The following is a 25,222-nucleotide window of genomic DNA, read 5'->3' on the forward strand; positions in this document are numbered from 1 at the left end:
GGGGTTGCAATCGGAGGATAAGACGGCTGTCCGCCCGACGTGGCGGGTGCCACCCTAGCGATGTCACGTGAGGATACAGGCGACGACGGGACCGACTTGGGCCGCATCGGCGAAATTCGGCACTGGCTGGGCCGAACGGCGGAACTGCTCCGCGGCTCGACGATCCCCGTCCAGAACTACGACCCGGACAAACACGGTCGCCTCCTCTCGTTCAGCGGACTCTCGGGGTACGAGGAAATAGACAGATACTGGCTCAACGCACCCTTCTCCTTCGTTTCGATCAACTACGACCACGACGACGACAAACACCTCTATCACGTCGTCGAACCGGACCTGGACGACCTGGAGGTCGAACTGCTCGATCGACTCTTCGACGACATCCGCGAGCCGCTGCTGTACCGCGACGAGGTCGCCGACGACCCCGAAGGTGCCCTCAGAGACGAACTCAAGCTCAGGCTCGAAGAGTACGGCGTCGACGTCGGCATCGAGACGTTCTACCGGCTGTACTACTACCTCCACCGGCGCTTTCACGGCTACGGGAAACTCGACCCCATCATGCACGACCCGCACGTCGAGGACATCTCCTGTGACGGCCCCGGGCTCCCCATCTTCGTCTACCACGACGACTACACGGACGTCGAGACGAACGTCAGCTACGGCGATCAGGAGCTGAACAACTTCGTCATCCAGTTGGCCCAGCGGTCGGGCCGGCACGTCAGCGTCTCGGACCCCGTGGTCTCGACGACCCTCCCGGACGGCTCGCGGATCGAACTCGCGCTCGGGGAAGAAGTGACGCCGCGCGGGTCGGCCTTCACCATCCGGATGTACGCCGACGAGCCGTTCACGCCGATCGACCTGCTGGAGTACGGGACGGCCAATCTCGACATGCTCGCCTTCCTCTGGCTCTGCATCGAGAACAACAAGTCGCTGCTGTTCGCCGGCGGGACTGCAGCCGGGAAGACCACGTCGATGAACGCCGTCTCCATGTTCATCCCGCCGCGGTCGAAGGTGCTGACCATCGAGGACACCCGCGAGTTGTCGCTGTACCACGACAACTGGCTCTCCTCGGTGACGCGAGAGCGGCTGGACGACGACGACATCACGATGTACGATCTGTTACGGTCGGCGCTCCGGCACCGGCCGGAGTACATCGTCGTTGGGGAGGTGCGTGGCGAGGAGGCCATCACGCTGTTCCAGGCGATGAACACCGGTCACACCACGTTCTCGACGATGCACGCAGACAGCGTCCAGACCGTCATCAACCGCCTGGAGAACGAGCCGATCAACGTCCCGCGGCCGATGGTCCAGTCGCTGGACGTGCTCTGCGTGCAGGTCCTCACGCGGACGCAGGGCGAACGCGTCCGGCGGATGCGGACGCTCGCGGAGATCGAAGGGATCGATCAGCGGACTGGCGAACTGGACTACTCGAACACGTACAACTGGAACGCGACGGCGGACACCTTCTCGGAAACGGGCAGCGCATTGCTCGACGACATCCGCGACGAACGGGGCTGGACCCAGTCGGAACTGCTGCAGGAAGTCAAAAACCGGAAGCGGTTCCTCCGGTATCTCCAGGACGAAGACGTCAACGACTACAGGCGGTTCACGGCGATGGTGAACAAGTACTACGCGGAACCCGAGGAGGTCATGGACCGAATCGACGCCACGGGAATCGAACTCCAGGGGTAACATGGTGTCTCCGCTGGCTCTCCTTCCGTTGCTCGTCGCCCTCGTACTGGTGAGCCTCATCGTCGTCGCCGGGACTAGCGCCGGTGCGAACCGACATTTCAAGCGAATCGCACGGGTGCTGTTCGGTCGGTTCGTCGACGAGTCCCACCTCGAACGAAAACGACTGTTGCAGTCGGCGTACGTGGCTGAAACCTACAACGTCTACGCGGCGAAATCCTACCTGTACGCCGTTCTCATCGCTATCGCCGGCGGTGTCATCGGCGCGTACGTGCTGGGCGGACTGGTCCTGGCCGTCCCGCTGATCGGGGACCTGGTCGCTGGCCTCCCCAACACCATGACCGCCGCGCTGGGGCAACCCTCCACGTGGTCGGTCGAACTCTCTGATTCGGGTTGGCTGGTTCTCATGATCGGTGGCGGACTCGTCTCGGGGATTCTCAGCGGCGTCGTCAGCTACTCGTTGCGGTGGCGACTGCTCGCGGGCAGAGCAGAAGCCCGTCGCCGGCGGATCAACGAGAGCCTTCCCCGGACCGTCGCGTTCCTCTACGCGCAGTCTCGGGGTGGCATGGCGTTTCCGGCGATCATGCGCACGCTCGCCACCAACCGGAACGTCTACGGGGAGACGGCGGCCGAGATCTCCGTCGCGGCTCGGGAGATGGACCTGTTCGGCACGGACATGATCTCCGCGATCAAGCGGATGGCCCACCGGACGCCGAGCGAGGATTTCAAGACGTTCAGCGAGAACCTCTCGAGCGTCCTCCAGAGCGGACAGAACCTCCCCAGTTTCCTCCACGACCAGTACGAACGCTACCAGGAGGAGGCCGAAGAACGCCAGGAAGAGATCCTGGAACTGCTCGCGACGATGGCCGAAGCGTACGTCACGGTGCTGGTCGCCGGGACCCTCTTTCTCATCACCGTCCTGCTCGTGTTCGGGCTCACGACCACCAGCACGCTGGGCATCCTCCAACTGCTCGGGTATCTGGCGATTCCCCTCGCCAACCTCGGGTTCATGGTCTTCCTGAACCAGCGCCTGGAACTGCTCGGCATCGGGAACGAGAGCGACGCGTCGGCACTGGACGAGACGGAACTGCTCGCTGACACTGACGTCTCTGCCCGCGACCTGCAGGCGACGGACGGCGGGACGACGCCGACGCTCGCCGACAACCTGGAACGCCTGGAACTGTACGACCGATTGGAACGGATCCAGCGCATCATCCGTCGGCCGCTGCAGGTGGTCTTCTGGAACCCGACGTCGATACTGTACGTGACTGTACCGCTGGCGCTGTGCGTGACCGTCGTTCGACTGCCGACGGCGTTCACGGGCATCGGTATCAACGTCCGTGCCCTGGACGACATCGTCATTCAGGCGCTCCTGTTCGTCCTCGGCACGTACGCCCTCGTCAGGTTCGTCTACAAGCGCCGAATCAACCGGATCGAGTCGGCCAGTCCGGAGTTCCTGGAACGGCTCGCGAGCCTCAACGAAGCCGGCATGTCCGTCGTCGAGAGCTTCGACCGCGTCAGAGGGAGCGATCTGGGAGCGCTCTCCGAAGAACTCGAGCGCATCTGGGCCGACATCACGCTGGGCGCGAACGTCGAGGACGCGCTCGTTCGGTTCGGCCGACGCGTCCAGACGACGCCGATCACCCGCGCCGTCACGCTCCTGAGTAACGCGATGCGCGCCAGCGGGAACATCGGCCGCGTGCTACGCATCGCGGCGACACAGGCCAGAGCCGATCTGCGGATGAAACGGCAGCGTCGCCGCCAGATGCTCACGTACCTGGTCGTCATCTACGTCTCGTTCCTGGTCTTTCTGGTCATCATCATCGCCGTCCAGGAGGTGTTAGTTCCGAGTCTCCCGGACAGCGTCCCGACGCCCGACAGCAACAACCGCCTCGGGGTGAACGCGGACCAGATCACGCGCTTCGGCGAGGTCAACAAGGCCGCGTACACGCTCGTCTTTTTCCACACGGCGTTGATCCAGGGCCTGCTGTCGGGACTGATCGGGGGCCAGATCGGTGAAGGGACCGTCAGGGACGGCGTCAAGCACGCGTTCGTCCTGCTCGGCGTCGCCTACGTCGCGTTCATCCTGCTGTCCTCGCCGGTCGCGTCCATCCAGTTCGAACAGCAGTTCGGCGGCGAAACGGTCACGGTCGACTCGGTGTCGCTCTCGGACGGCGGCTACGTCGTCCTGCACCTCTACACGCCCACCGGCGATGTGATCGGTCGCAGCCAGTATCTCGAACCCGGCACCCACGACGACGTCGAAATCAGGGTGAACCGGGAGTTACCGGACGACGTGACCGTCGTCGCGGTCCCGCACCTCGACACGAACGACAACCAGCAGTTCGACTACGCGGGCGGTGAGACGGATCGGATCTACCCACCCCGAATCGAGGCGGTGAAAGCCGAAGCCGAAATCCAGTGATCGCCGACCGTCCGGCGCGTCGCCGAGCGGAACGCACTTCATAGCGCGCTCGTAACCGCCGGTATGGACGACCAGCCGGGCCGCGACGGCGTGCGGGACACCTACGACCGCATCGCCCCGCACTTCTCGCAGACCCGTGAGTACCCCTGGCCGGAGGTCGAAACGTTCCTGGAGGGGATCGGCCCGGTCACCCAGGCGCTCGACGTCGGCTGCGGGAACGGCCGGCATTCGGAACTGCTCGCCAGCGACGCCGAGCGAGTGCTGGGTCTGGACGTGAGTCACGGTCTCCTGGACGAAGCGCGCACTCGCGTCGACGAAGCGGACGTAGGTGATGCGGTCGCCCTGGTACAGGGCGACGCGTCGACGCTGCCCCTGTGTGCCGAGACAGTCGACGTTGCGGTGTACGTGGCGACCCTGCACCACCTCCCAGAGCGTCAGCTTCGGGTCGCGAGCCTGGACGAACTCGCCCGCGTGCTCGCCGCGGACGGGCGGGCACTGGTCAGCACGTGGAGCACGGCGCACGATCGCTTCGACGCCGACGAGGGGTTCGATACGACCGTCGATTGGACGCTTCCGGGTGGTGAGTGTGTGCCTCGCTACTATCACATCTACGACCCCGAGGAGTTCCGCGCGGATCTGGCCGAGAGCGCCCTCGAACCGCTCGACGTGTACGTGTCCAGCGGGAACTGCTACGCCGAAGTCACCGCGCCCGAAAAGGGAAACATCCATAAATAGGGGCCAGGTAAGAGAAAACAAGCCTTCGTGGTGCGGTACGGAGGTGCGGAAAACCAAGTGAGCGCCTGTGTTGAGACGGACCGAGTCCGTCGATGCTCGGCGCGAGTGAGCAAAGCGAACGAAGCGCCGGTGTCTCACCGAGCGAAGTGAGGTGAGGCTCGGGGCGCAAACGAAGTGAGCGCCGGTGGTCTAGTGGTAGGACCTGAGCCTTCCAAGCTCATGGCCCGGGTTCAAATCCCGGCCGGCGCATTTTCCGAGCGAAGCGAGGTAAAATCGCCAGAGGGATTTGAACTACGCGAGACGATCGAAGCGAGTCTCGCCATCGAGTTCACAATCCCGGCCGGCGCAGCGCTGCAAAGAGAACTACTTAGATGAAGTCGCCCTCAGCGAGCGCGAAGACGACCACACGTTTGTAGAGGAATTCTTTGGGCGTCCACGCTCGGGACAGGTCCAGCCGTTCGAGATACGGCGCGGCCTCGTCGGGAACGGTCAGTGCCGTGCGAACGCTCCCGTAATCGTCGATCTCCGGTGGGAACGCACTGAAACTCTGCTGCAGATCGCGGAGCGCTTTGGTGAGCGTTCGCTCCTCCTCGGTGAGGGCGGTCCCGTACGGGAACGTCGGCAGCAGGTCGTCGAACGGTGCCAGCTGCTCCTCGATGGTCTCGGGGTAGTTGTTCCGGTACTGCTCGGGCACCGTCCAGTCTTCGGGGAGTTTGCCGGCCGATTTGGCCTGCTCGACGAGGTCGTCCTGGAACCGCGAGTCGGCGATCTGGATCATCTCTTTGATCACGTCGGCGTCGCACTTGTCGCGGAGGTCGGCCACGCCGTACTCGGTGACCACGATGTCGCGCAGGTGGCGCGGGACCGTTACGTGGCCGTAGTTCCAGACGATGTTGGACTCGGGGCCGTCGTCGCCGTCGTGGACCGCCCGAATCATGACGATCGAGCGGCCGCCGTCGAGTTCGTGGGCCATGTTGACGAAGTTGAACTGGCCGCCGACGCCGCTGACGACCTGGTTGTTTTCGAGGCCGTCCGAGGCGACGCCGCCAGTCACGGTCGCCTTCATACCGGTGTTGACGAACCGCGCGTCCGTGCGTTGCAACCGCTTGAGTTCCTCGTCCCCGTACAACTGATTGGTGAACGTCACGCTCTGCATGCTGATCTCGCGGCGACGGTCCTCGTCTATCGCCCTGATTCCCTCGTAGAACTCGTTCGACCCGAGGAAAAACGCCGCGTGGAGGACCGACCCGTTCGCGAGAGCGTCCCCCAGTGCGCGCTCCTCGATCGTCTCCCGAGCGGCCGGTTCGGAGAGGTCGGCCGGCACGGACGCGCCGTCGACGCGGATCTCGCCGTCGTCGTACTCGACGTCCTGGCGGAAGATCCCCCACTCTTTGAGGTAGTCGACGTGGTCCTGGGTCAGGTCCGCGTCGATCAGGCCGGCGGCGAGTAGTTCGTCGAGGGTCTCGCCGTCGATCCCGTCGCCGAGGCGGTCTTCGGCGACGAGCCGCTGGATGTCGACGTCGTCGTACACCGCGCGGCTCAGCACGCCGCTTTCGTACAGATGGAGGAAGGCCTCGACGAACATCTCCGTGGCACCGTACAGCCCCTCGTCGAGGGTATCGAAGCCGCCGTACTCGTCGACGAGGTCCGGACAGTCTTCGTGGACGCCGAGCGCGTCCAGGAGATCGCGATACGAGTCGTTCTCGTGGTGCCGCAACTCGGTGGCGTGGCCGATGGCGTCGCCGAGCGAGCCGATGCCGATCTGGAGCGTGCCGCCGTCGCTGAGCAGCGAACTGACCCGGAGACCGATCGCGTGGTCCTGCGGAGAGACGGGCATGTTCGGTGGGCCGAACAGCGGGAACTCGTACGCCTCGCCGTCGAGGACGGCGTCGAACGTCTCCTCGGGCACGGGCGCGTCGCCGTACATGAACGGCATGTTGCGGTTGACCTGGCCGACGATCATGACGTCGCGATCCTCGGTCCGTCGATGTTCGCGGAGTCGCTCGATCATGTCGCGAGTCAGGTCCGTGTTCGAACCGAGGTTGAAGTGCCGATCGCCCGCTACCTCGCCGACGCCGACCTGTTGGAGGAGGAGATTCACGTCGGCTCGCTCGGTCGCACGCAGCACGTGCGTGTAGTTCACGCTGTGGTGGTACTGCTGGGCAGCCGGATTACCCAGGTGTGCGCCGGGCTGATAGTAGAACTGATGGACCTCGACGTTGTCCGGGAGGTCACCCTCGCCTAACAGCCGTTCGTACTCGAGGTTCGGATAGTCGCCGAACACGCGGTCCGCGAGCGGTTCGACCAGTCGGCGCTCTAGCTCCGAATCCCAGTCGGGCTTCGAGAGGGTCAACGCTGTCCAGATCGTCAGCTCGATCTCGGGGTCGTTCACCGCACGCCTCGTCAACTCGTTGAGAACGTGGTTTGCCTTCCCCAACCCGAGCGGCGCCCCGACGACGATGTCGCCGTCCAACTGCTCGACGATCGCGTCGACGCAGGCCTCGACGTCGTCGTAATAGGTGGTCACAGATTGTGACCGTGGGTACGGAGACTGATATAACAACCGAAGCAACTGATTTTGCGATTGTCACTAACTCAGTGCAAGCGAACACGAGTGATCCGACGATAGCGGCTCCTCTCCGTGGAATCGCAGCGAACGGCCGACGTCTCGAAAACCGAGCGCCTCAGCGCTCGACGCGTTCCCACGTGTCCGAAGTGATCGTGGCGTCGTCGGCGTCGGGGTAGTAAATCGACAGTCTGCCGTCTTCTTCACTCGCTCTCAGATCCGGTGCGTTGTCGAACTCGCGGTCACGAACGGGCTGGGTCAACGGGCGGTCCCGTTTCGGGAACCCCTCCATTGACGCCGTCCCGAGTTGCGGCAGCGCAGGTCGGTCCTGCGCGTCTTCGTCGGCAACCTCGCCCGGCAGTCGATTGCGCCGATCGACCGACTCGTCGTCGATCCTGAAAGCCCGCCCGAAGTCGAGACCCGAGAACACAGAGAGACGGCGACGGACTCCAGCGACGAACGAGTGAGCGGCCCCGACCACGTTCGTCCAGAGGGACGCGCCCGCTGTCGATTCGTCCGCGTCCGAGGAATCGCCCTCGAAGGGCTGTTGGGTGGGCGTGTTACCCATACACACAGATAGGTGCGGCACTACAAAACGGTTGTGACCTGTCGGATATTCGTCTGCTATCGCCCCGAACAACAACGTTATGGTGGCAGTCTCCGTGCCGGTGGACACAGTGAGTGAGGAACGCACGGCCCTCGGTCAGGCGGCGGACGATCGGGTGCAGATACTCGACGCCGACGGTGCTGTACTGGACGACGCTGCGGTCCCCGACCTCGCAGACGACCAGTTCGTCTCGATGTATCGCGAGATGTGGCTCGCTCGCCACCTCGACGAACGGGCGATCAGCCTCCAGCGACAGGGTCGACTCGGAACGTACCCGTCGCTGGCTGGCCAAGAGGCGGCGCAGGTCGGCTCGACGCACGCGCTCGCCGACGAGGACTGGATCCTCTTCCAGTACCGCGAGCACGGCGCCGTCGTCACCAGAGGCCTCAGCCACGAGTACCTGCTCTACTGGATGGGCCACGAGAAAGGCAACGAGTGGCTGGCCGAGCGGAACGTGTTTCCACTCAACATCTCGATCGGGAGCCACCTTCCCCACGCGACGGGGATGGCGTGGGCGTCGAAACTAAAGGGCGAGGACCGGGCGTTCGTCTGTCACTTCGGCGACGGCGCGACCAGCGAAGGCGACTTCCACGAGGCCTGCAACTTCGCCGGCGTGTTCGACGTGCCAGCCATCTTCTTCTGTAACAACAACCAGTACGCTATCTCGATGGGCCGTGGGAGACAGACGGCGAGCGACACGATCGCTCAGAAGGCGTCAGCCTACGGGTTCGACGGCATCCAGGTCGACGGCATGGACCCGCTGGCCACCTACGAGGTGACGCGCCAGGCGGTCCAGAAGGCCAAAAACCCGGAGGAGGGTCAGATGCGGCCGACGCTCGTCGAGGCCATCATGTACCGCTTCGGCGCGCACACGACGGCGGACGATCCGTCAGTGTACCGCGACGACGAGGAAGTCGAACGGTGGAAGCGCTGGGACCCGCTCTCCAGGATGGAGGGGTTCCTTCGCAACCGCGGGCTCGTCGACGACGAGTCGCTCGACGCCATTCACGAGGAGTGTCGTGAGGTCGTCGCCAACATGATCGACGAGGCGATGACCTACGAACCGGACCCCGAGCAGTTCTTCGAGCACGCCTACGCAGAGCCGACGCCGCGCGTTCGCGAGCAACGCGCCGAGTTCCAGCGACTCCGCGAGCGTCACGGCGACGACGCGTTGCTCGAAGACGAGTAGACAGTCAGTCTGCCGTCGCTTTCGCCGTCTCCGGTGCTGGTTCGATTCTGTAGAGGAACACGAACACGATCGCACCGACAGTGATGAGCAGGCTGGCGGTCCAGAACGCGGTGAACACGTCCGTGGCATCCCAGAGGACGCCGACCGTGACGGGGCCGACCACCTGACCGATCTTCCACGCGATCGAGCGCAGCGACATGCTCCCGGCGACGGCCTCGAAGTGTTCCCCCTCTTCGACGAACAGCGCCATGCTCGCGGGAAGACGGATGCTGTCGGCGACGCCACAGACGGCGAAGGCGGCGAAAAGCGGGAAGAACGCGGGCGGCAAAGTGACCACCTGGCCGACGGCGGCGACTGTCACGGGCGGGAAGAGGCCCGCCGCGAACTCGGCCAGCGGGATGAGCGCGGTCCCGAGCGCGTAGATGAGTGCGCCGGCCAGGACGAACAGGTGTTTCCGGCCGATCCTGTCCGTGTAGTCGCCGACGACGCCTTGCGTGATCGTCTTCGTTAGCTTGCCGCCCGCGAGGATGCCGCCGACCAGGACTGGCGACATGCCGAAGTTCGTCCGGGCGTAGATCGGCAGGAAGATGAGCACTGCCATCTTCCCGAAACTGAGCCCCAGGCGGAAGATGACCAGCGCGCGAATCGCCGCACGGCTCAGTAACGACCTGAAGGTCTCGATGCCGTCGGTCTCGTCTGGGTCCGTTTTCCCACCCGGATTCTCTCTGAGGTAGAGCAGCACCATGACGCCCGAGGAGACGGTGACCGCAGCGAGGACGGCGTAGGTGAACGTGAATCCGTACACCGTCAGGAGGAGGCCGCCGACGAGATCGCCCGCGAGACTGGAGAACGCGCCGACCTGGTTGTACGTCCCGAGCCACCGGCCCCGGGTGTCGTCCGGACTGATCTGGCCGGTGACGGTCGTACCCGTGATCCAGAGGATGCTCGCGCCGACCCCCTGCACGACTCGCACGAGGAGGACGTGGGAGACGGTCGTCACCAGCGAGAATCCGACGAACGCGAGGACGTTGACGCCGAGACCGATCAGGAGGATTCGTTTCGCGTTCCCGGTGTCGATCTTCCGGCCGAGCGGGAGGACGATGAGCAACTGGGTGAACGCGAAGACGGTCCCGAACAGGCCCTCGACGAACCCTGTCGTCTGGAACTGGTCGGCGTACAGCGCCAGCGCGATGATGATGGTGGAGTAGGCCTGACTGCGCGCGAACGCGGTGCTGGCGATGGCGAGGAACTCGCGGTTTCCGAACAGCGAGAGTGCTCCGCGGCCGTCACCAGTCACGACATCGAAAGGCACGCAATCGACGCGATAAGGCGTTTCGTCTCGGTCGCTTGCTGAGTCGTGGTACCACCTCGCGTCCACGGACGACGTTTTTACGACTCGTCGTCAACTGCTTCGTATGAGTGAGCAACCGGCACCGTATCAGCACGTCCAGCCGACGGCGGAAGCCGACGTTCAGGACGGCGTGTATCGAGTCGTCGGGACGCCCGACGGTGAAGTGACCTTGCTTCGGGTGACGAACGCGGCTGGCCACCGACGACACACGGGCACGGTCGTTCAGGTGTCGTCGTCGACGTTCAAGACGGCGTTCGAGCCGGCATCGAATCCCGATTCGGGGTTCAGCCTCTCTGCCATCGTCGACCGCGTCGTGACGGGCGTCAAAGGGGTGTACTGGTTCGTCCGTCCCTGAGGACACTTACAGTTCGATTCGCTCGACCAGCTGGTCGGTTTCCTCGGGGGTGTTCAGCGCGATGATCCTGATCCTGTCTTCGAGGCCGGATTTGTGGAGTTTAGCCTTCAGGAGGTTGTCGACCTGGTAGACGCCGGCGGCGCTGCTCATCTCGATCTCGACCAACACGACGTGGTCGTCGCCGGGTTCGAGCGTGACGGTCTTGATCGCCTGACTCGAGACCGTGTCGATACCGCGACCGCCGCGTTCGTAAGGGATGCGCGACCGGCCGCGCTCCATGTCGAGCGCGTCGGCGATGCGCACGACGCCGGCCTCAAGAGTCAGGGGGTCTTCCTCGGTGTGGTGACAGAGGATCGCGTGGAGGACCTCCCCTTTGAGCCGAACGGTTTCGGCGGTATCGTAGTACCCCAGATCGGGGATGATGCGATCGAGCAGATCGGCAGCGAGCGGGATCGAGTAGTAGGGGTGTTCGTCACGGTGAACGACGTGTCCGATGTCGTGTAGCGTGGCGGCCAGGGCGATGATGACGGCCTCGTCGGCTTCGTCCAGTCCCTGTTCGAGCGCGCCGTTGAACTCGATGCCTTCGCCCTTGAGGAGGTCGTAGAGACACAACGCCCGGTTGCGGACGATTTTGACGTGTTTCGTCCCGTGATCGTTGTACTTCTTTCGCGTGACGGGATTGACGTTCTGGGCCTGGAGGTAGGCAGTGACCTCCTCGTCGTCGTCGAGATACGAGAGGACGGCGTTGACGCGCTCGTCGGGGAAGGCGTGGTCGGCGTCGGGGTCGTAGACGCGACCGTCGCCACCAGCGTCTGCAGCACTCATGGCTAAACGGACGGCAGCCACCGAAAAAAAGCTGCGGTGCGCTGGAATCGGCGCGGAGACTTACGCGTCGGCCGCTGCTTCCTCGACTTCGTCGTAGTCCGGTTCGACGCCGGGGTCGTCGCTGACCCACGCGTAGGTGACCTCGCCGTCGCTGTCGACGACGAAGACGGAGCGCTTGGCGACGTCGTGGACGCCGAGTTCGGCGAAGTCCATGCCGATGCCGTACGACTCGATGATCTCCTTGTCGGCGTCACTGATGAGATCGAAGTCGAGGTCGAGCTTGTCGCGGAACTCGTTGAGCGCGAAGGGCGAATCCACGCTGATGCCGTAGACGGTGGCACCGATGTCCTCGAAGTCCGTCAGCCGGTCGCGGAACTCCGTCATTTCGTGGGAGCACACGCTCGTGAACGCACCCGGGAAGAAGGCGAGAACGAGCGGCGCGTCGTCGAGGTTGTCCGAAAGCGTGAACTCCTCGATGTCGCCGTTGGCTAGCGGTGCAGTGAAATCGGGGGCAGAGTCGCCAACTGATACCATAGCATCCTGTCGTTGGGCCACCTCTCCAATTATACTGCCGGTAGTCACAATCCGTCGAGACGGTTCGAGTCAGAGACACGACCGTCTTCCGGACCACGGACAGTCGGCCGCGCCGTTCTAGCCGAGTACCAATCGCACCGCCGGCCTAGTTGACAGTTACTCACAACTGGGAATAGTTCGGTACTGACTGGGTACTGATTGTGCATAATTTGCTTCGTTTTCTTGCCCTTGCAGGCGCGTTTGAACCGGTTACGAACGGGTTTGCGATAGGTGCAAAGGCAAAAAGCCTATAATTGGCGTCCGGCTATGCTGATGTAGACATGACCGGTATTATCCCGTTGTTCCCGGGGATTCCCGGTGGGCCGGAACTCCTGGTTATCCTGCTCATCGCGATTCTCCTGTTCGGCGCGAACAAGATCCCAGAACTCGCACGCTCGTCGGGACAGGCGATCGGTGAATTCCAGAAGGGACGCGAGGAAGTCGAGGAGGAACTCAAAGAGATGCAGGAGAGCGATTCGACGCCCGGTGCCGACGACAACTCGACCACGACGTCCGCCGACGCCGAGACGGAACCGCAGGTCGAGAGCGAGGTCAGTTCCACGACCGACGAACCGAGCACCGAGTAATACCCTTTTCCGGCCTTTCCCCGGTTTCCACGACAGCTGCAACCACCAGCATAGCCGCCGTCTCGAACTACTCCCTCATCGGTGAGGGACACTCCGCTTTTAGAACGGCTCCGAGCCGCACTGCTGACAGGCGATCTCGAACTGTCCGTCGTCGGTCAGCGCCATGTCGTGGTCCGTCTCTTCGCCACACTCGCTGCAAAACAGGAGCGCTTCGAGTTCGTCCCAGTCGTGGTGCTTCCCCGGCGCGCCGATCGCGAACCCGCGGACCAGTTCGTCGCCCCTGTTGCCGCCTGTCTGATACTCACTGCGCGCAAATCGGATACAGCCGTGAGCCGCAACTTCGACCTCCTCGTCCGGAGTCTCGAACGTCGCCGTCCCGTCGAGAACGTAGAACAGTTCCTCCTGATCGTGATGGCGGTGCATGCCGCCGGAGAACGATTCCCCGGGTTCGAGTTCGAAGTAGTTGAAGGCGAACTCTTCAGTGTCGAGGGCGTCGGACACCGGCTTCCGGACGGAGTGTACTTTGAGCGGGTTGTTCTCGATTTTCACGTCGTCCAGGGAGACTTTCTCCATATCACGTGTATGTGGACAGAGGGATTTAGATGTTCTCGGAAAGGAAACTCCTTTTCCTGGCCCTGTCGTACAATCGATAGGGCGTGTGGCCTAGTGGACAGGGCGAGAGGTTCCTAACCTCTCGATCCCGGGTTCGAATCCCGGCACGCCCGTGCAGCGACGAACGAGCGAAACAAGTGAGGAGCGAACCGGAACCGGGATTCGCAACCCTGCCAGTCGCAGCGGCCGAGCGAAGCGAGGCCGACCGTCTGGCTCTGGTTCGCCGGCACGCCCGTCCATCTTTTTCTGCGTCGGGTGTCCTCGACCTACGGCCTGCGGCACCACTCCTTGAAAAACATGAGTGAAAAAGACCCGGCCACTCACTGCGTTCGTGACCGGTGAAACGGTTCGCTACGCTCACCGTATGCTAGTGGTCCAAACTCCAGCACGGTCGTTCACTTCGTACACTCGCGGGACCTCGACAAAGACACTAATCCGCGATATGCTGGACCGCGGTTGAGTACCGTTCAGGGAAACGAGACACTGAGGGATTCAGTGCAGCTTTTACAGACAAAATCGATACGCCCTCCAACACAGACACCTGACCTCAACTGTGACTCGGTACAGAAACGCTGCGGCATTTCTCCTCCTCGCCGTCCTCTGGGGCGCGTCGTATCCGGCGGTCAAAGCTGGGCTCGACGGGTTTCCGCCGCTCCTGTTCGCCGCACTCCGTTTCGACCTCGTCGGCGTGCTCGTTCTCGGCTACGCCGTCGCTCGAAACCAGCGGTGGCGACCGAGCCGTGCCGACCTGTCGAGCGTCGTCGCCGGAGGGACGCTCTTTATCGCCGTTCACAACGGGCTCCTGTTCATCGGGCAAGGCTACGTCACCTCTGCAGTCAGCGCCGTGGTGCTCAGCTCGATTCCGGTACTCTCGGCCGGCTTCGCTCGGCCGGTCCTCCCGAGCGAACGACTTCGACCCGTCGGTCTCGTGGGCGTACTGCTCGGGTTGGTTGGCGTCGTCGTCGTCGCCAATCCCGACCCGACCGCAGTGAGTTCCCCGGACCCGTTCGGTGTGGGGATTCTGTTGCTCTCAGCCTCGGCGTTCGCGCTCGGTGGCGTCGTCACCCGGTCGCTGCGGACGACGCTTCCGGTGGCGGCGTACCAGGGCTGGCTGATGCTTCTCGGCGGCGGAATGCTCCACGTCATGAGTCTCGCTCGTGGCGAACAACAGCAGGTTGACGTGAGCCTCTCGGTCGTCGTTGCGTTCGTTTACCTCGTCCCTTTCGCGGGCGCACTCGGCTACCTGCTGTACTTCGATTTGCTCGACCGGCTGGGTCCGATCGAGATCAACCTCGTGGGCTACGTCGCGCCGGTGTTCGCAGCGCTGGTCGGCTGGGCCGCTCTCGACGAGTCGCTCACCCCTTCCGTCGCGGTGGGTTTCGCGATCATCGTCGCCGGCTTCCTGCTGGTGAAACGTGACGCGATTCGCGCCGAATTGCGGAGCTATTCTGACCGGGACTGAAGCGGCAGTGATGAAGGAGACGCCTCGACGCCGCATCCCCGGCGATCGCAAAAACGACCTCTTTTTTGAGGGAGTATTTTAATAATATGTGGGAACAGACTGATATATAACAGGGGCAGGGAGATGGGTTCGATAGAGTACGTCAAAGAGAACGTTTTCGGGGTCGAGAAGAGCAGTTCGGCGGCGTTGAAACACGGCTCGCTGCTGGTCATGAACGCGGAACTGGTGTCGATGTTCCTGACGAGTTACGCCGTCGCGAACTTTCTGTTGATCGGAGCGGGGTTCATCACCGGCGTCCTCGCCCGTGGTGGGCCGCGCTCGGCGCTCTGGCACGGGACAGTCGCCGGGACCGTCGGCGGCTACGTCATCTCCCTCATCTTTGCGGGGCAGTACGGCGCGTTCGGCTACCGCGTGACGCCGATGCTGTCGATTACGACGGTGACCGAACTGTACTGGCTGTACGACCTGACGGCCTTCGTCGCGTTCTTCGGCATCGTCCTCTTCGTGGTGCTGGACGTGCTCGTCGGTGCGCTCGTCGCCGGCCTCCTCGTGGACCGCATTGGCTTGGCCAAACCCAGCGGCAGCGAAGCCTGACTCTCCGGATCTTCGGATCACTCGCAGATAATTTAGTGTCTGTACACGCGGAATAAATGTTAAGGCAGACCATCTGGGATATTAGTGTACTATGTCTGAAAGGGACCGATCAGAACCCGAGACGGAGCAGTCATCTACCGAGGACGAGCGGGAGTCGGACCGTCCGACGCCGGGTGGACTTCGCGGGATGGTGTGACGGTCTCCGTTCGAGCGTCGACTCACCCAGCTCGGGACGAACCATTGCTATCGACGACAAGTCACGTCCCCGAAAGAATATCAAGGTTTTTAGTACGGGATGTGCCCTGTGTCTCCGTATGGATAAGCGGATACTGGCTCTCGGTGGGCTGATTACGCTCCTCGCGTTGAGTGGTTGTGTCGGATTCATAACAGGCGAGTCGCTCGTGTTCGAGGCGTCGCCGGCAGCCGTTTCGAACAGTTCTGCAGCGGAGTCCGGGTTCACTCTCCAGCAGTACAACGAGACGAACCTCAATCAGACGGTGGCTGTGTTCGGGGTGGAGCGCGAGATCAGTCTGTCGTTCCACCAGGCGATCTACGCCAAACGGCTCCCGGGCAATCTGACGCGAGAAGACGTCGACCGGTCGACGCTCTCGAAGGAACCCCAGCCCAACCAGAGCCTCCAACCGACTGTCGTGACCGTCGTCTCGGTTCCGGACGCACAGGTTTTCGGCCAGTCGGTCAATCCGCTCGTTCAGCTTCCGAACGACGAACTCGTCGAGCGGTTCGGCGGCGGGTCCGACGGAAGCGTCTCGAACCTCGAGCAAGAGAGCGAGCGCTCCGTCCAGATGCTCGGGTCCGAGCCGACGCTGACTGTCTTCAACGGGACGACGCAAAGTGAGAACGGACAGATGGCGTCCCGAATCTCCGTCGTCAAGACCGCTCACGAAGGGGACGTGGTCGTTCTGATCAGTGTTCAGCCGCAGGACAACGCGGACGACGACGCCCTGGACGCGTTCATCGCGGACATGGAACACCCGACCGACGCCCCGAACTGAGGGCCGGTTCAGTACTCGTTCTCGCCGGGTTCCGGAAACAGCGTCTCGATTGCAGGGGCAGGTTCAGTGCGAACGTAGCCGTCCGTGGACCGTTCGACGACGTCGTGAGCGAGGAGGTGCTCGAGATGGGCGTGTGCTTCTCCCGGTCCGTGGAGGATGTGGATGGTCGAGAGATCGCCGAACAGTTCGGCACTCACTGCCCAGGGGTCGGCCGGACCGATCGCGTCGAGAGCGGCCAGCACTCGTTCGGTTCGCTCGCGGTGATGAGCGATGATCGCACGTGCTCGACTCGTGGGGTCCTGTATCTGGTGACGGTGACCTGGCCAGGCACGGTCGAACGCGCCAGTCGCGATGCGATCGAGCGTCCCGAGGTACTTTTCCAGCGCACGCTCGACGCGGATGTCCGCCCCGCCAACGTTGGGCGTGTATTCGGGAAGGAGGGCGTCACCGCTCAGGAGATCACGGGAGTCCGCAGTCTCACGGACGAACCCAGTGAGACCGCTGCTGTGACCCGGGAGGTGCATCGGTTCCAGCGTCTCCGAACCGGCCGCAATCGTCTCGCCCGGCTCGAGCGGCGTGACCGCAGGGGGATTGCCACTGATCGTCTCATCGCCGTCGAGGAAGGTTAGGAGTTCGTCACGGGGGCCGTCGGGAATGCCCCACTCCTCGAACAGGCGGTCACGCTGGTCTCGCATGGCCGCCAGCGCCTCTTCGTCTTGCTCGATCAGCGGCGCGTCGGCGGGATGCGCCAGGACCGTCGCACCGCACTCGGCCTGGAGGTCGCCAGCCAGCCCCGCGTGATCGGCGTGCCAGTGCGTGAGCAGTACCTGGTCGAGGTCTCGAACGGAGAGGCCTTCGTCGTCGAGTGCTCCTTCGAGTTGCGTGCGGGTCGCTGGCACCGCAACGCCAGTGTCGACGAGCGTCGTCGGTCCATCGCCGTCGAACAGATAGGCGTTGTTCTGGCCCTCGAAGAACGTGTTGTCGAGTTGAATCCGTTTCACGCCCACGCACCTCTGGCTTTGCCATGCACGTTGCTCGCACTGCCACCGGCGACGCCCGGCGCTATCCCGACCGTATCACCGTCCGAGAGCACCGTTGCCGGACCGTCGAGGGTCCGGACGTTCTCGTCGTTGACGAGGACGTTCACGTTGGCGCGTAACTCGCCTGAGCTATCGAACAGGAGTGGCCCGAGGTCGTCGAACTCGTCGGCGAGAGTAGTGAGCGCGTCACCGACGGTCGTCCCCTTCGTCACCTCTCGATGGAGCGACTTTTGCCCGATAGCGTCCCGGATCGTCGCGTAACAGGCAAACGTGATTTGCATGCCTATCCCCTCGGCCGGCTGACGCTTAAGCCCATCGCCGCGAATAAACGCTCGTTAGCGACAAGTGGAGCTGTGTTATTGTTGGTAACCGAAGGACTATCTTGGGTCACTCTCTGGTAAGTCCTATGGGCCTTGTTCGCACACCTGACGAACAGTTCGAGGACCTACCGGGGTATCAGTACGACGCGAACTACGTGGACGTCGGCGGGCCGGAGATGGCGTACGTCGACGAGCCAGGCGACGGCGACGAGACGTTCCTCTGTCTCCACGGGGAGCCGACGTGGTCGTACCTCTACCGGAAGATGATCCCGACGCTGTCCGAAGTCGGACGGGTGATCGCGCCCGACCTGATCGGCTTCGGACGGTCGGACAAGTGGGACGATCAGTCCGAGTACACGTACGATGCCATGTACGAGACGGTGGAGCGGTTCGTCACGGAACTCGATCTGCAGGACGTCACCCTGGTCTGTCAGGACTGGGGCGGCTTGCTCGGGTTGCCCGTGGCAGCGAACAATCCCGAGCGATTCGCTCGGCTGGTGCCGATGAACACTGGCCTCCCTGACGGGACCCAGACGATGCCCGACGTGTGGCACCAGTTCAAGGACATGACCAAGAACGCACCGGAGCTGGACGTCGGACAACTGATCGATGCCGGATGTCTGAACGACCTCGACGACGGAGTGAAGGCGGCCTATGCGGCTCCGTTCCCGGACGAGACGCACATGGCAGGGGCGCGGATTCTCCCGAACCGGGTACCGATAGAGCCGGACATGGCGGGAGCTGCAGTCATCGCCGACGCACGCGAGACCTTCGCCGAGTGGGACGAACCGGTGTTCGTCCTGTTTTCCGACTCTGATCCGATCACGCGGGGGTCACGAGACGATCTGCGCGACCTGTTCCCCACAGCGACCGAGCAGCCGGACACCTGGATCGAAGGCGGCGCTCACTTCCTGCAAGAGGACGAGGGAACGCAAGTGGCAGAGGCGATCGTGAAGTTCGTCGAGCGAACGTAACGCTCAGTACTCGACGATGACGGCGCCGCGCATGTTCAGTTCGTTCCCGTGGCTGGTACATTTGTACCGATAGAGCCCCGCCTGGTCGAACGTGTGCACGAACATCGTGCCGCCGCCTGATTCCGGTTCTCCGCTGGTGAACCCCCCGTCAATCTCCGTGACGTTGTGTTTCCCACCGTCGCCCGTCCAGAGCCACGTCACTTCCGTCCCTGTCGTGATGCGGATGGCAGGTGGATCGAACGAGAACCCGTCGAACCCGTCTTTGGCGTCAGCACCGACGCTCACCGTCACCCGGGGCTGGTCACGCTCGTCGAGGATCGTCCCGTCGTAAATTTGTGCGTGCTTGAGCCAGTTGTCGACTTTCTCCTCGGGATTTGCGACCGGTGTTCGCGTGGCCGTCGCTGTCGCAGTCTGGGGTTGCGGCTCCGCCGTCGTCTGAGTCTTCCCGTCGACACTCGTCGCGTTGGACGCCTTTCTGTCGTCGTTCGTGCTGTCGTTGGAGCACCCAGCGAGTCCACCCGTCGCCGCGACGACCATCCCCTGGAGAACCTGTCGCCGCAGAGGTTGCCACGTCATGATCTGATTAATAATATACAAATATAAAATACCTGACTCTCGTTCGACCAGCGTATTTGGTGGTTCCGTGCGTAGGTCGATCCATGCAGGTTTCACATGATCCCTCGGTGATGGCGTCGTGACTGTCCTCGCATTGGGCACTCAACTCACGCGCCAGGTCGGCCCGCTGGCCAACCACGACGGGCGCGTGCTCATGATCGAAGCGCGGGAGTTCGCGCGCCGGCACCCGTACCATCCCCACAAACTCACGCTCGTGTTCAGCGCGATGCGGCACTTCCGCGACGCGCTCGTAGCCGACGGCTACGAGGTCTCCTATCGTCAGGCGGAGACCTTCGGAGACGCCTTCGAGAGCCACTTCGACGACCGCCCGGACGACGAACTGGTCGTGATGCGACCGGCGAGTCACGGCGGTGGCGATCGGCTGCGTACGCTCGCGACCGAGGCCGGTGGCTCACTCCGGGTCGTGGAGAACGAGACGTTCCTCTGCTCGCCGGCGACCTTCGACGAGTGGGCGGGCGACGCGGAGCGGCTCCGACACGAGTCGTTCTATCGGTTCATGCGTCGGGAGACAGACTATCTCGTGGACGACGGTGAACCCGTCGGTGGCGAGTGGAACTGCGACGAGCAGAACCGAGAGACGCCGTCTGCGGACTACGAACCGCCCGCGCCACCGACTTTCGAACCCGACGAGACGACCAGAGCCGTCGGCGAGTGGGTCGCCGACGAGTTCGCGGGCGGCTACGACGAGCAGCCGTACGGCGGTGACTGGGCGGACCCCGAGCCGTTCAGGTGGCCGGTGACTCGCGACCAGGCGCTCGAAGCGCTCGATGCGTTCGTCGCCACGCGCCTCCCAACGTTCGGCCCCTATCAGGACGCGATGGTCGAAGACGAGTGGGCGATGAACCACAGCCTCCTGTCCGCGGCGCTCAACCTCGGCCTCCTCACGCCGGCCGAGGTCGTCGAGCGCGTGCTCGCGGCGTATCACGACCGATCGGTTCCGCTCAACAGCGTCGAGGGGTTCGTCAGGCAAGTCATCGGCTGGCGCGAGTTCGTGCGTCACGTCTATCGCCGAACGATGCCCGAGTTGGCACGGGCCAACCAACTCGACGAGTCCGAACCGCTGCCTACGTTCTACTGGACCGGCGAAACCGATATGGCGTGCCTCTCGGACGTGATCGACGGCGTCCGTGCCCGGGGGTACTCCCATCACATCGAGCGCCTGATGATACTCGCGAACTTCGCGCTCATCTATGGGGTGGAACCCGCACAGCTCAACCGCTGGTTCCACGCGGCGTACGTCGACGCCTACCACTGGGTGACCACGCCAAACGTCGTCGAGATGGGACTGTTCGGCGCTGGCGCGTTCGCGACGAAACCCTACGCGTCCTCTGCGAACTACGTCGACAAGATGAGCGACTACTGTTCGGGATGTCCGTACGCGAAGACGAAAACAACGGGCGAGAACGCGTGTCCGTTCAACGCGCTGTACTGGGACTTCCTCGACCGTAACGAGGCCCAGCTCCGAGCGAACCACCGGATGGGACTGATGTACCATCAACTCGACAACAAGGACGAGGGCGAGCGAACGGCGATCAGTGAGCGGGCAGCCGGAATTCGGAATCGGGCCGAGTCGGGCCGGCTCTAGTTCTCGACGGCCGATGGGGGTTCGACCTCGTCGGCGTACTTGCTCCGGAACTCCTGGATCAGCGTCCCGATCTGGGCGTACCAGTCGTTGAGGAGCCTCTGCATGTCGTCGGCGACTTCGTCCGGGTCCGTCGGATAGTACACGTGGTAGTACCCGCCCTGATCGTAGTTGATCTGCTCTTTTCCGATGAGGCCCGTCTGGAGGAGTCGCTGGATCGACCGATACGCCGTGGATCGCTCGCGCTCGACGCGGTCGGCGATCTCGTCGACAGTCAGCGCCTCGTCGCTGTTAGCGACCGTCTCGAAGCATTCTCTGTCGAGGTCCTTCAGGCCGTGAAGACACTCTAAGAGGCCTTCACACTGCATGTCCTGTCTCAGCATCTCGGCCATCGAGTCTGGCATACTTGCATATAATCAGCGTGTCACTAAAAGGGTTATGTAAAAACCGTGCAACACTATCGCGAAACTGGGGCGTGGGGTGTCGCGGAAAGGCTCAGACGAGAAGCTGGATGTCGGCGTCGGCCATCTCTTCGAGTGCCGAGGCGGCACCGACGCCCGTCGTGACGCCGTCGTAGAAGTCGTCTTCGTCGTAGTCCATCAGTTCGATGGTCATCTGGCAGGCCTGCATCTCGACGTCCATGGCGAAACAGGTGTCCAGCAACTCCTCGATGCTCGCCGTCTCGTTGTCGCTGATCTTCTTGCGCATCATCTTCGTCGTCACGCGGTCCATCCCGGGCAGCGAGGCGACCGCGTTCGGAACCGGCATGTTGGGGTTTCCGACGGCGCTGAGTTGGAGATCTTTCGAGCGCTCCTCGTGGAGGATGTCCAGGCCCCAGAACGTGTGGAAGACGGTAACGTCCCAGCCGAATGCAGCTGCCGTCGACGCGAGGATCAACGGCGGATACGCCATGTCGAGGGTCCCCTTCGTGGCAATGATGACCATCGACTTCTGGTCGTCGTCGGTGTCGGCTTCGACGGCCGCCAGTTTGTCCTCCAGCTCTTCGATGCGAGCCTGGAGTTCCTCGACGTCCGCGACGCCGTCGCCGGGATCGGGCCCGTCGCTCCCCTGTGACTCGTCCGCGTCAGTGCTCATTCTTCCACCTGGACGTAGTGAACGTAAAGGCCCTCACCGCCCTCGGAACGTTCCTCCTGTTCGATCAGCGACACGCCGTCCGTCCCGGACGCCCAGCCGTCGAGGTCGCTCATGCTCCCGGAGTCAGTAGCGACCACCTCCAGTACGTCGCCTGCGGATAGATCGTCCACTGCTTGCTTGGTTTTGACGACCGGCATCGGACAGGAAGCTCCCTTCACGTCGAGCGTTTCGGTGACATCTGTTTCGAGACTCATTGTTTGTCTGCATCGTACAATACTATAGTGGGTATTGATAATTGTGTCGGTTGTGGGCACTACTGCGACCGGGCGAGATCAGAATGGTGAAATTCAGCTCCCTCAGGGCCGCATTACTGGGATTTGGTATTGTATGAATGGCGAACTTCTATGCAAATCCTTTTGCATACGCAGCCAGTACAGACTGGTGACGCATGAATGGACATCGAACTGCAGTGGCAGTCCGGCCGGGAGGGGTAGATCCCCGATGATCGGTGCGGAACTGTTCCCGCACGGTATCGCACGGTATGCGATTGGCGGTGCATTGATCGGCGGTGGCGTGGCGTTCATCTATCTCGCGACGGGCATTATCGCCGGCGCCAGTACGTTCCTGGAGTCTACCCTCTCGTACGTTTCGGACGTCCCGCGATTCAACCGCGGGCCGTACCTGCTGTCCCGGGACTGGCGCGTTCTGTTCACGGTCAGTATCGCGCTCGGTGCGGCAGTGTACGCCGTCTTCTGGCAAGGTGAGCCGTGGACGACCGACGTGCAGTGGTGGCGACTTCTCGGTGGCGGCTTCCTCGTCGGCGTCGGGACGCGCCTGGGGAAGGGATGTACCTCCGGACACGGCGTCTGTGGCGTCGGCTCGATGTCCTCGACCTCGCTCGTGAACGTCGCGACGTTCATGGCCGTCGCCATCGGCACCGCCCAACTCATCCAGGCACTGGGGGTGTCGCCATGACGCGACACAAACCTAGTTTCTACCTGACGATCCTCGTTGGCGGCCTGATCTTCGGATTCGGCCTCGCATACAGCCACATGGCGCGCCCGGAGGTCGTGCTGAACTTCCTCCAGTTCGAGGATCTCGGACTGCTGTTCGTGATGGGCGGTGCGTCAGTCGTCTCCGGACTGGCCATCATGACTGCCTCGCGACTGCACGGTCGCGCACCGCTGACCGGTGACGAGTACGTCCGCCGTCTGAAGTCGTTCGATCGGAACGTCGTCGCAGGCGGCGTCATCTTCGGTGCCGGCTGGGGGATCTCTGGCATCTGTCCCGGCGCAGCGTACGCCAGTGTCGGCATCGGTAACTTCCCGATCCTCTGGGCCATCGGCGGGATGTTCCTCGGCGCGTACGTCCAGGGACGCGTGCGCGCTCGCATGGCCGAGACGAGTTCCAACCCGACCGCAGCCGACTAATCGCGTTTCTACTGATCGATTTCTCCGGGTCAGTACCGCGCGTGACGAGCGCACGCGCCGTTCTTCGTCCTACTCTCCCCGCCCGTAGCCACCCGTAACTTACACATCGGTATGGGTTCGTTACTGGGATATAGTATTGTACCCTCAGCCCAAAACCGTTATCTACCTACTTCGATTAGTCATACGTGTGCAGAACATCCAAATCCACACAAGACTGGTGACGCAGGTGAGTACGCATGTTCGGAATTGAAACGCTCGGTGGCAACACGCAAGCGGCCGTCCTCGTCGGTATCGTCCTCTTCGAGGCGATCGTGCTGTATCTCGGCTACGGCGGTCTCGAAAAGATACTCGGCCCGTCGTTCAAGCGAGTTCTGGAGGGGCACTGTGCGTTCGTGGACGTGCTGCTCAGGCGGTGTTCCGTCTCGGAGAACGGGGGTGCTGACAGATGATGGAAATCCTCGGGGTGAGCGTCGTGCTGCTCGGAACCTTCGCCGGATTCGGCCTCCTCATCGGCATCCTGTTCGGCTTCTTCGGGATGGGCGGGTCGTTCCTCGTGACCCCGGCGCTACTCGTCATGGGGTACGAAGCGAACGTCGCGGTCGGGTCCGGGCTCGCCTTCGTGTTCGGGACCTCAGTTATCGCGACGCTCAAGCACCGCGACCTCGGGCAGGTCGACTACAAGCTGGGTGTCCTGATGATCGCCGGGACGACTGCGGGGATCGAAGTCGGGAAACTCGGTCTGGAGTACCTCCAGCACATCGGATTAGCTGATTCGGTCGTCAGCGTCGCGTACGTACTGTTGCTCGGTGGCATCGGCGTGTTCGTCACGCGCGAAGCACTGAAATCTAGCAGCGGTGGCGGGCTCGAACACGACGTCGACGAGGACGCCGACCTCGAAGACGCCGACATTCCCGACATCGCCCAGAAGATACAGTCCTACCGCGTCCCGCCCATGATTTCCATCCGGGGCGGTTTCACCGTCTCGCTGTGGATGGTGTTGGCCGTCGCGTTCGCGACCGGTCTGCTGTCCGGGTTCCTCGGCGTCGGCGGCGGGTTCATCCGCATGCCCGCGCTGTTCTACCTGATCGGCGTGCCGGTGCCGGTCGCGGTGGGAACCGACCTCTTCGAGATCGTCTTCTCGGGCGGGATCGGGAGCTTCCTCTACGCCCAATCGGGAGCCGTCGACCTGAGCATCGTCGTTCCGCTGTTGGCGGGGAGCGCGCTCGGCGCACGGCTCGGTGCAGCGGCTACCAGTCTCGTCGACGAGGAGGACATCAAGGTGTACTTCGGCGTCATGCTGTTGCTCGGGGCGATCGCGGTCGCCGTGCGACAGATCGGCGGCGTCCTGGAGATGCCAGTGCTCGACAGCGTGAGCCTGGCCATCATCCTCGGTGCCGCGCTGCTGGTCAGCGGTGCCGTCTCCTACAGTGCAGTGCGAGAATTGCGCAAAGACGATCCGCGCGGTACCGTTGCCCCAGAACTCTAACACCCGTTTCGACCGCTTTCGACTACTTCTCCCAGAAGTCTCTCGTGTCCGAGCCCAATTGGGTTTAGAGTATTGCACA

General features: G+C 63.1%; 26 protein-coding genes, 2 tRNA genes and 1 pseudogene. 17 read left to right on the forward strand and 12 right to left on the reverse strand.

All coding sequences use genetic code 11. The features are described 5' to 3' along the window. Positions 1 to 60: 60 nt before the first annotated feature. From ACFR9U_RS11460 to ACFR9U_RS11475, 4 genes are all read left to right on the forward strand, one after another. Complete coding sequence (locus tag ACFR9U_RS11460; protein ID WP_247372669.1) at positions 61 to 1,689, forward strand: type II/IV secretion system ATPase subunit; 1,629 nt, start codon at positions 61 to 63, stop codon at positions 1,687 to 1,689. Between the two features lies 1 nt (position 1,690). After that, positions 1,691 to 4,111 (forward strand): type II secretion system F family protein, encoded by a 2,421-nt coding sequence (locus ACFR9U_RS11465; protein WP_247372666.1) that lies wholly within the window; start codon positions 1,691 to 1,693, stop codon positions 4,109 to 4,111. 63 nt (positions 4,112 to 4,174) lie between these two features. Further along, positions 4,175 to 4,846, forward strand: coding sequence for a class I SAM-dependent methyltransferase (locus ACFR9U_RS11470; RefSeq protein ID WP_247372663.1), 672 nt, complete (start codon positions 4,175 to 4,177; stop codon positions 4,844 to 4,846). Between the two features lie 178 nt (positions 4,847 to 5,024). Continuing rightward, positions 5,025 to 5,095: transfer RNA gene (locus tag ACFR9U_RS11475), tRNA-Gly, on the forward strand. 118 nt (positions 5,096 to 5,213) lie between these two features. Here the strand turns inward: ACFR9U_RS11475 and ACFR9U_RS11480 are convergent. Together ACFR9U_RS11480 and ACFR9U_RS11485 are read right to left on the reverse strand one after the other, a co-directional pair. Then, a complete protein-coding gene (locus tag ACFR9U_RS11480; RefSeq protein WP_247372660.1) occupies positions 5,214 to 7,373 on the reverse strand; it encodes an acetyl-CoA hydrolase/transferase C-terminal domain-containing protein in 2,160 nt (719 codons plus the stop codon). Positions 7,374 to 7,530: 157 nt separating this feature from the next. Next, positions 7,531 to 7,980, reverse strand: a complete 450-nt coding sequence (locus ACFR9U_RS11485; protein WP_247372657.1) for a hypothetical protein — start codon at positions 7,978 to 7,980, stop codon at positions 7,531 to 7,533. 79 nt (positions 7,981 to 8,059) lie between these two features. On the opposite strand from ACFR9U_RS11485, the gene pdhA reads away from it, so the two are divergent. Continuing rightward, positions 8,060 to 9,208: a pyruvate dehydrogenase (acetyl-transferring) E1 component subunit alpha gene (gene pdhA / locus ACFR9U_RS11490; protein ID WP_379814330.1), complete on the forward strand. Its 1,149-nt coding sequence runs from the start codon at positions 8,060 to 8,062 to the stop codon at positions 9,206 to 9,208. A gap of 4 nt (positions 9,209 to 9,212) precedes the next feature. Here pdhA and ACFR9U_RS11495 read toward each other — a convergent pair whose 3' ends face one another. Continuing rightward, positions 9,213 to 10,505, reverse strand: coding sequence for an MFS transporter (locus tag ACFR9U_RS11495; RefSeq protein WP_247372632.1), 1,293 nt, complete (start codon positions 10,503 to 10,505; stop codon positions 9,213 to 9,215). Positions 10,506 to 10,623: 118 nt separating this feature from the next. Between ACFR9U_RS11495 and ACFR9U_RS11500 the strand changes: the two genes are divergently transcribed. Continuing rightward, positions 10,624 to 10,914 (forward strand): hypothetical protein, encoded by a 291-nt coding sequence (locus ACFR9U_RS11500; protein WP_247372629.1) that lies wholly within the window; start codon positions 10,624 to 10,626, stop codon positions 10,912 to 10,914. A gap of 6 nt (positions 10,915 to 10,920) precedes the next feature. Here the strand turns inward: ACFR9U_RS11500 and ACFR9U_RS11505 are convergent, their stop codons facing one another. Both ACFR9U_RS11505 and ACFR9U_RS11510 read right to left on the reverse strand, forming a co-directional pair. Continuing rightward, a complete protein-coding gene (locus ACFR9U_RS11505) occupies positions 10,921 to 11,739 on the reverse strand; it encodes an HD domain-containing protein (protein WP_247372626.1) in 819 nt (272 codons plus the stop codon). A gap of 60 nt (positions 11,740 to 11,799) precedes the next feature. Then, a complete protein-coding gene (locus ACFR9U_RS11510) occupies positions 11,800 to 12,273 on the reverse strand; it encodes a redoxin domain-containing protein (protein WP_247372605.1) in 474 nt (157 codons plus the stop codon). Positions 12,274 to 12,593: 320 nt separating this feature from the next. Between ACFR9U_RS11510 and ACFR9U_RS11515 the strand changes: the two genes are divergently transcribed. After that, the gene (locus ACFR9U_RS11515) at positions 12,594 to 12,899 is read left to right on the forward strand and encodes a twin-arginine translocase TatA/TatE family subunit (protein WP_247372581.1); all 306 of its coding nucleotides are present in this window, start codon (positions 12,594 to 12,596) and stop codon (positions 12,897 to 12,899) included. 99 nt (positions 12,900 to 12,998) lie between these two features. Here ACFR9U_RS11515 and ACFR9U_RS11520 read toward each other — a convergent pair whose 3' ends face one another. Beyond that, positions 12,999 to 13,472 (reverse strand): cupin domain-containing protein, encoded by a 474-nt coding sequence (locus ACFR9U_RS11520; RefSeq protein WP_247372578.1) that lies wholly within the window; start codon positions 13,470 to 13,472, stop codon positions 12,999 to 13,001. Positions 13,473 to 13,551: 79 nt separating this feature from the next. Here ACFR9U_RS11520 and ACFR9U_RS11525 point away from each other — a divergent pair. From ACFR9U_RS11525 to ACFR9U_RS11540, 4 genes are all read left to right on the forward strand, one after another. Beyond that, positions 13,552 to 13,624, forward strand: a tRNA-Arg gene (locus ACFR9U_RS11525). A gap of 440 nt (positions 13,625 to 14,064) precedes the next feature. Further along, positions 14,065 to 14,973: a DMT family transporter gene (locus ACFR9U_RS11530; RefSeq protein WP_247372557.1), complete on the forward strand. Its 909-nt coding sequence runs from the start codon at positions 14,065 to 14,067 to the stop codon at positions 14,971 to 14,973. Positions 14,974 to 15,096: 123 nt separating this feature from the next. Further along, positions 15,097 to 15,567: a hypothetical protein gene (locus ACFR9U_RS11535; RefSeq protein WP_247372554.1), complete on the forward strand. Its 471-nt coding sequence runs from the start codon at positions 15,097 to 15,099 to the stop codon at positions 15,565 to 15,567. 314 nt (positions 15,568 to 15,881) lie between these two features. Further along, the gene (locus ACFR9U_RS11540; protein WP_247372551.1) at positions 15,882 to 16,580 is read left to right on the forward strand and encodes a DUF6517 family protein; all 699 of its coding nucleotides are present in this window, start codon (positions 15,882 to 15,884) and stop codon (positions 16,578 to 16,580) included. Between the two features lie 8 nt (positions 16,581 to 16,588). Here ACFR9U_RS11540 and ACFR9U_RS11545 read toward each other — a convergent pair whose 3' ends face one another. Together ACFR9U_RS11545 and ACFR9U_RS11550 are read right to left on the reverse strand one after the other, a co-directional pair. Next, positions 16,589 to 17,581, reverse strand: coding sequence for an MBL fold metallo-hydrolase (locus ACFR9U_RS11545; RefSeq protein WP_247372548.1), 993 nt, complete (start codon positions 17,579 to 17,581; stop codon positions 16,589 to 16,591). Continuing rightward, complete coding sequence (locus ACFR9U_RS11550; protein ID WP_247372545.1) at positions 17,578 to 17,901, reverse strand: ubiquitin-like small modifier protein 1; 324 nt, start codon at positions 17,899 to 17,901, stop codon at positions 17,578 to 17,580. The genes ACFR9U_RS11545 and ACFR9U_RS11550 overlap by 4 nt, the downstream gene beginning before the upstream one ends. Positions 17,902 to 18,026: 125 nt before the next feature. On the opposite strand from ACFR9U_RS11550, the gene ACFR9U_RS11555 reads away from it, so the two are divergent. After that, a complete protein-coding gene (locus tag ACFR9U_RS11555) occupies positions 18,027 to 18,914 on the forward strand; it encodes a haloalkane dehalogenase (RefSeq protein WP_247372526.1) in 888 nt (295 codons plus the stop codon). 3 nt (positions 18,915 to 18,917) lie between these two features. Here the strand turns inward: ACFR9U_RS11555 and ACFR9U_RS11560 are convergent, their stop codons facing one another. Next, positions 18,918 to 19,490, reverse strand: a complete 573-nt coding sequence (locus tag ACFR9U_RS11560) for a halocyanin domain-containing protein (protein ID WP_247372522.1) — start codon at positions 19,488 to 19,490, stop codon at positions 18,918 to 18,920. 118 nt (positions 19,491 to 19,608) lie between these two features. Between ACFR9U_RS11560 and ACFR9U_RS11565 the strand changes: the two genes are divergently transcribed. Next, positions 19,609 to 21,135, forward strand: coding sequence for a cryptochrome/photolyase family protein (locus tag ACFR9U_RS11565; protein ID WP_247372518.1), 1,527 nt, complete (start codon positions 19,609 to 19,611; stop codon positions 21,133 to 21,135). Here ACFR9U_RS11565 and ACFR9U_RS11570 read toward each other — a convergent pair. From ACFR9U_RS11570 to ACFR9U_RS11580, 3 genes are all read right to left on the reverse strand, one after another. Then, a complete protein-coding gene (locus ACFR9U_RS11570) occupies positions 21,132 to 21,536 on the reverse strand; it encodes a helix-turn-helix domain-containing protein (protein ID WP_247372514.1) in 405 nt (134 codons plus the stop codon). The two genes, ACFR9U_RS11565 and ACFR9U_RS11570, sit on opposite strands and share 4 nt — an antisense overlap. 91 nt (positions 21,537 to 21,627) lie before the next feature. Beyond that, positions 21,628 to 22,227: a DsrE/DsrF/DrsH-like family protein gene (locus ACFR9U_RS11575; RefSeq protein ID WP_247372489.1), complete on the reverse strand. Its 600-nt coding sequence runs from the start codon at positions 22,225 to 22,227 to the stop codon at positions 21,628 to 21,630. Next, positions 22,224 to 22,481 carry a sulfurtransferase TusA family protein gene (locus ACFR9U_RS11580; protein ID WP_247372486.1) on the reverse strand — a complete coding sequence of 86 codons (258 nt, stop codon included), beginning with the start codon at positions 22,479 to 22,481 and terminating at the stop codon, positions 22,224 to 22,226. The genes ACFR9U_RS11575 and ACFR9U_RS11580 overlap by 4 nt, the downstream gene beginning before the upstream one ends. 247 nt (positions 22,482 to 22,728) lie before the next feature. On the opposite strand from ACFR9U_RS11580, the gene ACFR9U_RS11585 reads away from it, so the two are divergent. The 4 genes and pseudogenes from ACFR9U_RS11585 to ACFR9U_RS11600 all read left to right on the forward strand — a co-directional run bounded on the left by ACFR9U_RS11585 (position 22,729) and on the right by ACFR9U_RS11600 (position 25,143). Next, positions 22,729 to 23,202, forward strand: a complete 474-nt coding sequence (locus tag ACFR9U_RS11585; protein WP_247372483.1) for a YeeE/YedE family protein — start codon at positions 22,729 to 22,731, stop codon at positions 23,200 to 23,202. After that, complete coding sequence (locus tag ACFR9U_RS11590; protein ID WP_247372462.1) at positions 23,199 to 23,657, forward strand: YeeE/YedE family protein; 459 nt, start codon at positions 23,199 to 23,201, stop codon at positions 23,655 to 23,657. Before ACFR9U_RS11585 ends, ACFR9U_RS11590 begins: the two co-directional genes overlap by 4 nt. A gap of 236 nt (positions 23,658 to 23,893) precedes the next feature. Beyond that, a pseudogene (locus ACFR9U_RS11595) lies at positions 23,894 to 24,037 on the forward strand (DUF7512 family protein); the annotation flags it as partial. A gap of 65 nt (positions 24,038 to 24,102) precedes the next feature. Next, positions 24,103 to 25,143, forward strand: coding sequence for a sulfite exporter TauE/SafE family protein (locus tag ACFR9U_RS11600; RefSeq protein ID WP_345893335.1), 1,041 nt, complete (start codon positions 24,103 to 24,105; stop codon positions 25,141 to 25,143). The last annotated feature ends 79 nt before the right edge of the window (positions 25,144 to 25,222 follow it).

This window comes from Halorientalis brevis (assembly GCF_042678165.1).
Taxonomy (GTDB): domain Archaea; phylum Halobacteriota; class Halobacteria; order Halobacteriales; family Haloarculaceae; genus Halorientalis; species Halorientalis brevis.

Excerpts from the sequence above, each read along its gene's own strand:
- ACFR9U_RS11465 (WP_247372666.1), top strand. The coding sequence starts at position 1,691 with ATGGTGTCTCCGCTGGCTCTCCTTCCGTTGCTCGTCGCCCTCGTACTG.
- ACFR9U_RS11570 (WP_247372514.1), bottom strand. The coding sequence starts at position 21,536 with ATGCCAGACTCGATGGCCGAGATGCTGAGACAGGACATGCAGTGTGAA.
- ACFR9U_RS11485 (WP_247372657.1), bottom strand. The coding sequence starts at position 7,980 with ATGGGTAACACGCCCACCCAACAGCCCTTCGAGGGCGATTCCTCGGAC.
- ACFR9U_RS11580 (WP_247372486.1), bottom strand. The coding sequence starts at position 22,481 with ATGAGTCTCGAAACAGATGTCACCGAAACGCTCGACGTGAAGGGAGCT.
- ACFR9U_RS11540 (WP_247372551.1), top strand. The coding sequence starts at position 15,882 with ATGGATAAGCGGATACTGGCTCTCGGTGGGCTGATTACGCTCCTCGCG.
- ACFR9U_RS11535 (WP_247372554.1), top strand. The coding sequence starts at position 15,097 with ATGGGTTCGATAGAGTACGTCAAAGAGAACGTTTTCGGGGTCGAGAAG.
- ACFR9U_RS11500 (WP_247372629.1), top strand. The coding sequence starts at position 10,624 with ATGAGTGAGCAACCGGCACCGTATCAGCACGTCCAGCCGACGGCGGAA.
- ACFR9U_RS11600 (WP_345893335.1), top strand. The coding sequence starts at position 24,103 with ATGATGGAAATCCTCGGGGTGAGCGTCGTGCTGCTCGGAACCTTCGCC.
- ACFR9U_RS11575 (WP_247372489.1), bottom strand. The coding sequence starts at position 22,227 with ATGAGCACTGACGCGGACGAGTCACAGGGGAGCGACGGGCCCGATCCC.
- ACFR9U_RS11560 (WP_247372522.1), bottom strand. The coding sequence starts at position 19,490 with ATGACGTGGCAACCTCTGCGGCGACAGGTTCTCCAGGGGATGGTCGTC.
- pdhA (WP_379814330.1), top strand. The coding sequence starts at position 8,060 with ATGGTGGCAGTCTCCGTGCCGGTGGACACAGTGAGTGAGGAACGCACG.
- ACFR9U_RS11555 (WP_247372526.1), top strand. The coding sequence starts at position 18,027 with ATGGGCCTTGTTCGCACACCTGACGAACAGTTCGAGGACCTACCGGGG.
- ACFR9U_RS11520 (WP_247372578.1), bottom strand. The coding sequence starts at position 13,472 with ATGGAGAAAGTCTCCCTGGACGACGTGAAAATCGAGAACAACCCGCTC.
- ACFR9U_RS11510 (WP_247372605.1), bottom strand. The coding sequence starts at position 12,273 with ATGGTATCAGTTGGCGACTCTGCCCCCGATTTCACTGCACCGCTAGCC.
- ACFR9U_RS11470 (WP_247372663.1), top strand. The coding sequence starts at position 4,175 with ATGGACGACCAGCCGGGCCGCGACGGCGTGCGGGACACCTACGACCGC.
- ACFR9U_RS11460 (WP_247372669.1), top strand. The coding sequence starts at position 61 with ATGTCACGTGAGGATACAGGCGACGACGGGACCGACTTGGGCCGCATC.
- ACFR9U_RS11590 (WP_247372462.1), top strand. The coding sequence starts at position 23,199 with ATGACGCGACACAAACCTAGTTTCTACCTGACGATCCTCGTTGGCGGC.
- ACFR9U_RS11585 (WP_247372483.1), top strand. The coding sequence starts at position 22,729 with ATGATCGGTGCGGAACTGTTCCCGCACGGTATCGCACGGTATGCGATT.
- ACFR9U_RS11515 (WP_247372581.1), top strand. The coding sequence starts at position 12,594 with ATGACCGGTATTATCCCGTTGTTCCCGGGGATTCCCGGTGGGCCGGAA.
- ACFR9U_RS11550 (WP_247372545.1), bottom strand. The coding sequence starts at position 17,901 with ATGCAAATCACGTTTGCCTGTTACGCGACGATCCGGGACGCTATCGGG.
- ACFR9U_RS11505 (WP_247372626.1), bottom strand. The coding sequence starts at position 11,739 with ATGAGTGCTGCAGACGCTGGTGGCGACGGTCGCGTCTACGACCCCGAC.